Raw genomic sequence first — 877 nt, forward strand, 5'->3', positions numbered from 1 at the left:
GCTTACCTGGCTCCGGGCCTGAACGCCGTGTTCAGTGAGCATGCGTTTGCGGTCTATCCGATCGTCACTCAGGCGGTGGGCGCTGATGCGAGAGTGATTCCGGCCAAGGACTGGGGGCATGATCTGCCGGCCATGCTGGCGGCGATCGATGCGCAAACGCGTGTGGTGTTTATCGCCAACCCGAACAATCCGACTGGCACCTGGTTCGATACCCAGGCGTTGGACGACTTCCTGCAAGATGTGCCTGCGCACGTGTTGGTTGTGCTGGACGAGGCGTATATCGAGTACGCCGAAGGCAGCGACCTGCCGGACGGCCTGGATTTCCTGGCAGCCTATCCGAACCTGTTGGTCTCGCGCACGTTCTCCAAGGCTTATGGCCTGGCCTCGCTGCGGGTTGGCTACGGCCTGTCCACGGCGGTGGTTGCCGATGTGCTGAACCGCGTGCGCCAGCCGTTCAACGTCAACAGCCTCGCCCTGGCGGCGGCCTGTGCGGCGGTAAAGGATGTCGAGCATCTGGAAGAAGGCCGTCGTATCAACGAAAGCGGCATGCTGCAGTTGCAAGAAGGTTTCCGTGAGTTGGGCCTGGGCTGGATTCCATCCAAGGGCAACTTCATTTGCGTCGATCTGGCTCAGGTGGCCGCCCCGGTATTCCAGGGCTTGCTGCGCGAAGGCGTGATCGTGCGTCCGGTGGCCAACTACGGCATGCCGAACCATTTACGTATCACCATCGGTTTGCCGGCTGAAAACAGCCGCTTCCTGGAGGCGTTGGCCAAGGTCCTGGCCCGTGGTTGATGTCACCGCATTGCAACCTGTTGTGCCTATGATCGGTCGCCTGGTGGTGGTTGGCCTGGGGTTGATCGGTGGCTCCTTCGCCAAG

1 protein-coding gene is annotated in these 877 nt (G+C 61.6%); it reads left to right on the plus strand.

Translation table 11 applies throughout. The annotated features are described in order from the left end of the window. Positions 1–792, plus strand: a 792-nt coding sequence (locus tag D8M35_RS17325) for a histidinol-phosphate transaminase (protein ID WP_126892728.1), incomplete at its 5' end; no start/stop codon positions are given. Positions 793–877 lie beyond the last annotated feature (85 nt).

Source organism: Curtobacterium sp. HSID17257, from assembly GCF_003989515.1.
Taxonomy (GTDB): Bacteria; Actinomycetota; Actinomycetes; order Actinomycetales; family Microbacteriaceae; genus Curtobacterium.